This is a genomic window from Halalkalibacter sp. AB-rgal2 (assembly GCF_041821005.1).
In the GTDB taxonomy this organism is placed as follows: domain Bacteria; phylum Bacillota; class Bacilli; order Bacillales; family Bacillaceae_D; genus Halalkalibacter.
This window is the reverse complement of the sequence record NZ_JBGUAV010000051.1, coordinates 1-4,106: the sequence shown is the minus strand read 5'-3', so window position 1 is coordinate 4,106 and position 4,106 is coordinate 1. Positions and strand designations below refer to the sequence as shown.

At 36.8% G+C, this 4,106-nt stretch carries 6 protein-coding genes and 2 tRNA genes; 5 read left to right on the top strand and 3 right to left on the bottom strand.

All coding sequences use genetic code 11. The features are described 5' to 3' along the window. Window positions 1–143 precede the first annotated feature (143 nt). The 5 genes from ACERJO_RS20810 to ACERJO_RS20790 all read left to right on the top strand — a co-directional run bounded on the left by ACERJO_RS20810 (window position 144) and on the right by ACERJO_RS20790 (window position 3,568). Entirely contained in the window at window positions 144–497 is a 354-nt protein-coding gene (locus ACERJO_RS20810) for a helix-turn-helix domain-containing protein (RefSeq protein WP_373648757.1), read from the top strand. Window positions 498–655: 158 nt separating this feature from the next. Further along, a complete protein-coding gene (locus tag ACERJO_RS20805; protein ID WP_373648756.1) occupies window positions 656–1,270 on the top strand; it encodes an ImmA/IrrE family metallo-endopeptidase in 615 nt (204 codons plus the stop codon). Continuing rightward, window positions 1,248–1,598, top strand: coding sequence for a hypothetical protein (locus ACERJO_RS20800; RefSeq protein WP_373648755.1), 351 nt, complete (start codon window positions 1,248–1,250; stop codon window positions 1,596–1,598). Before ACERJO_RS20805 ends, ACERJO_RS20800 begins: the two co-directional genes overlap by 23 nt. A gap of 38 nt (window positions 1,599–1,636) precedes the next feature. Beyond that, the gene (locus ACERJO_RS20795) at window positions 1,637–2,095 is read left to right on the top strand and encodes a hypothetical protein (protein ID WP_373648754.1); all 459 of its coding nucleotides are present in this window, start codon (window positions 1,637–1,639) and stop codon (window positions 2,093–2,095) included. A gap of 145 nt (window positions 2,096–2,240) precedes the next feature. Further along, a protein-coding gene (locus tag ACERJO_RS20790) for an IS3 family transposase (RefSeq protein WP_373648759.1) occupies window positions 2,241–3,568 on the top strand; the annotation gives its coding sequence in 2 pieces (ribosomal slippage) (window positions 2,241–2,613 and window positions 2,613–3,568; 1,329 coding nt in all). Between the two features lie 82 nt (window positions 3,569–3,650). On the opposite strand, the gene ACERJO_RS20785 is transcribed toward ACERJO_RS20790, so the two are convergent. From ACERJO_RS20785 to ACERJO_RS20775, 3 genes are all read right to left on the bottom strand, one after another. Continuing rightward, window positions 3,651–3,740: a peptidoglycan-binding domain-containing protein gene (locus ACERJO_RS20785; protein WP_373648758.1), complete on the bottom strand. Its 90-nt coding sequence runs from the start codon at window positions 3,738–3,740 to the stop codon at window positions 3,651–3,653. Between the two features lie 199 nt (window positions 3,741–3,939). Then, window positions 3,940–4,015, bottom strand: a tRNA-Thr gene (locus ACERJO_RS20780). A 7-nt stretch (window positions 4,016–4,022) separates the two neighbouring features. Then, window positions 4,023–4,097 (bottom strand) — tRNA-Asn (locus ACERJO_RS20775). Window positions 4,098–4,106 lie beyond the last annotated feature (9 nt).

Below are 4,106 nucleotides of genomic sequence, written 5' to 3'. Positions count from 1 at the left end.
CTATTAAACTTTGCATATTGCGTTGTTAAACACATAATACAACTCATAACGCACATATGTCAATGCGTTATGTGAATTACATCAATAATTCTTTTCATTATGCGAAGTTAACGATATAATATAAAGAGAGAGGCGGTGATCAAATGGATAAAAAAGAATTCGGAAAGAGATTACGTCATTTAAGAAAAACCAAAACTTCATACACCGTTAAGGAATTCGGCTCAACATTCAACCTAGCCGAATCTACTATTTCAGGATATGAAAACGGCGCAAGAATGCCGGATGCCAGTATGATTAATAAATTTGCTGATTTCTTTGAAGTTGATACCGACTACCTTCTCTGCCGCTCAAATCAGCCTCGAAGTAAAATCAATATTGCCTATGATGGTGGTGTGGTCGATGTTGAAGATGAGGAAGAGAGAGATTATTTAATGCGACAACGTGAGGAATTTCGCAAGCTTAAAAAAAGAATGCAACAAAGAATGAATGAGTCATAAAGAAGATAAATGTCATTTTTGACTGTTTTTGTCGAAGGTATAGAACAAATGGTTGCTTTACGTTTAAAATAGTAAATATGACTAACTTAAAGTCCTTCCTTAGGGCTTTTCTTCACAATAAAAAGCGAACATATATTCCTATATAAGGGTGAATACATATGAAATATGCTACTTTGAAAGAAATTCAAGTAACGAATATGATGAAAGAGAAAAAAATTTATACAATAGAGGAATTATCAATAGAAAATCTAAGTGAAGTATTTAAAGTAGACATACTCTATCACGAAAGAAAGAGCAATTGTTTGTATGATGAAGATTTCGCAGTCATTTACCTTGATAGTAGACTTCCCTATTATGAACAAAGATTGATGTTTTTTCATGAGCTGGCTCATGTTATTTCCCATGAGGGCTCACAAGATAAGTTAGAGAAAGAATTTATTGACTTACAGGAAGCTCAAGCAAATCGGCTCGCTCTATATTTATCAATGCCTAGATATCTATTTGAACCTTTAGCAATTAACTATCAATCGGTCGAAAAATTACATGATTTATTTGAGCTACCTCATCATGCAATTGTTCAGCGAATCGCTTCTATAAGGAGAGAGCAGGAAAGAACGGATTTCCATTTGAAACTACAATCCATTGAAAATCAAAGAGCACGAAGGTCCCTTCAACCTGGGCAAATATACAACACAACGAGGAGCATTCTGCATCAATTGAAAGACCAAGTCGGAGAGGAGAAGCTAAGCTATGACGTTAAGCGTTTATTATAATGAAATAGACGGACATTTACATCCTCAGTGGCTTTTAATGAATGCGTCTATGGAGAATGAATATGTGAGTTATTCCATTAGCCCACCTTTTGAACGATTCCACTCAGAGGATTTCCATGATTCCATGTCGATTTTATCTGTTTCACAAGGCGCAATGGTGCGTGATCCCGTTGATCGCACACGTTTTTCCATTCACATTCCAACTGTCGTTAACGACGCGGTCAATAGCGGAAGTAACATCAACTCTATATACAATTCTAGTCTTTTTTTAATACAGATTGAAGAGCTTGAAGAGTTTCTTCAGATGAATGTACGTGAGCAGCTGTAATGAAGTGGTGAGGATGCAAAAAGGAGAGGATGTAGATAATGATAAATTTCAAATGGTATACTAGACTAATGTTCAAACTTTTCCCCGCATTTTTATCACCTCTAATATTCGTGATTGTTGCGTCTATTGTTGACTATGTTGTAACATTTTTTAGAGGGGAGCCATTAAGTTTCGATTTTTTCTTCTCTGAATTCGTTATTATTATTTATATGTTTACTCTCCCTATTTATTTGCTACTTGGCATTCCATTTTCAATGCTTATGGACAAACTTAACCCAAATTGGAAAATTATTTACTATGCTATAGCAGGGGTAATTGCAGGAGTTATTGCAGGAGTTATAATAAATATACTTTCAAATCAGAGCATACCTAATTTACAGTTTGATATTCAAATGGTATATCCTTATATGATTGCGGGTATAGCTTTTTACATAGCCGATATCATTATAAAAAATATCGTCCAGCGCCTCATTGACGGCAAGTTTTCGTTGAATTAGAACATTAAATTGAAGCCCCCACAAGCTGAACTATAACCCGAATAATGGACACTTATAAAAAAAGTGCCCCTATTCGGGTTTTTTCATGTCTTTAGAAGAAAAACCCGTTTATAATAAAAACATTAATTTTGAACGGAGAATCTCTATGAGTAAAAATATCTATACGGAGTACCAAATGAAAGAACTTGAGAAAAATCCCAACGTTGCCCGTGTATCCGATCGTTCTATTTCCTATCATTCAGCTTTTAAGATTATGGCTGTAAAAGAGTATCATGCAGGTAAAACACCTTCTCAGATTTTTATTGAGAATGGATTTAATTTAGAAGTTATCAGTAAGGATCAACCGAAACGCAGTCTAAAACGTTGGCGTGATACGTTTGAAAAGTTTGGAGAAGTTGGATTTGAGTCAGAGTGTAGAGGAAAAGGGAGTTCCGGGCGACCTTCTACTAAAAAGTTATCTGCAGAAGAGAAATTGAAAAAGGCAGAAGCTAGGATTAAATTTTTAGAAGCTGAAAATGATTTCTTAAAAAAGTTAGAAGAACTAGAGAGGCAGGCGTTGAAAAGGAACTATTAACGGCATCAGAGAAGTTTCAGCTCATTGAAAAAACCATAAGAGTTCACCAATTGAAGGGTGAAGTATCTTACCTATGTACCTTAGCTAACGTAAGTAGAAGTGGATATTACGCATGGTTACAAGCAACGGAGATTCGTCAAAAACGAGAAGAATCAGATGAGCTAGAAATGGAACTTATTAAGTGGATTTTTGAATATAAGAAAGAAAAAGTAGGCGCACTTCAAATTAAAATGATCTTGGAAAATGATTATTTTGTCATTATGAACCATAAGAAAATCAGAAGGTTAATGAAGAAGTTTGGTCTTAGAGCAAAAATAAGACAAGCAAACCCTTATCGAAAAATGCTTAAGGCGACTCAAGAACACCGTACTTGTCCGAACCTACTTGATCGTCAGTTTGATCAGCAGGAGCCTGGTAAAGTGTTATTGACAGATATCACTTATCTTTATTATGGTAGGGGCCAGAAGGCTTATTTGTCTTGTGTTAAAGATGGTTCTACGAAAGAAATCGTCGCTTATAACATCTATAGTTCCTTAGAAATGGAGTTGGTTTATCAGACACTTGATAAGCTTGTAGAAGCCACTGTTCAATTTCACCCAGAGGCCATTCTTCACTCTGATCAGGAAGTCCACTATACAAATCCAATGTTTCAGGAGAAGGTAAAGCAACTAGGGATCCGTCAGTCTATGTCAAGAAAGGGAAACTGTTGGGACAACTCTCCAATGGAATCATTCTTCGGCCAATTCAAAGATCATGTCAATTACAAGAGCTGCGAAAATCTTACGCAGTTAAAGCACGAAGTGAATGAATATATAGAAGAATACAATAATCATCGTTACCAATGGGGATTAATGAAAATGACCCCGGCACAATACCGAGGTCATTTACTAGCTGCTTAAGTCTCTTTTTATAAACTGTCCATTTTATGGGGTACAGTTCATTCAGTCCTTGAGGGCTCTTTTTTTATCCAAACATCTGCGACTACGTTTGCGGTCCTACAAGCCCATTCAGCTTGATACCTTGAGCACGTTGAAAGTCTCGTATAGCTTTTTCGGGACCTCCACCAAAAATTACATCTAATACCCATTATTGAATTAAGCGAACATAGGAATCACCTGAAAGCTGTGGAGCTTGTCTTAGCCTGTTGTACTCGTTTATTTACATTGCTTGAAGACGATTTACCAAATTGCAATGTCGGCACGAGCGGAATTCGAAACAAATTAAAAACGCCTTTCAGTCGCTGAAAGGCGTGTCATATATAGGATTCAACTGGAGCTTCCAAGCGGACTTGAACCGCTGACCCCTACCTTACCATGGTAGTGCTCTACCGGCTGAGCTATGGAAGCACAAAAATGGCTCCACAGGTAGGATTCGAACCTACGACCGATCGGTTAACAGCCGATAGCTCTACCACTGAGCTACTGTGGAACGATAAAA

What these genes read in the sequence shown, in the direction of transcription:
- ACERJO_RS20800 (WP_373648755.1), top strand. Translation starts at nt 1,248, where the DNA reads ATGACGTTAAGCGTTTATTATAATGAAATAGACGGACATTTACATCCT.
- ACERJO_RS20795 (WP_373648754.1), top strand. Translation starts at nt 1,637, where the DNA reads ATGATAAATTTCAAATGGTATACTAGACTAATGTTCAAACTTTTCCCC.
- ACERJO_RS20805 (WP_373648756.1), top strand. Translation starts at nt 656, where the DNA reads ATGAAATATGCTACTTTGAAAGAAATTCAAGTAACGAATATGATGAAA.
- ACERJO_RS20810 (WP_373648757.1), top strand. Translation starts at nt 144, where the DNA reads ATGGATAAAAAAGAATTCGGAAAGAGATTACGTCATTTAAGAAAAACC.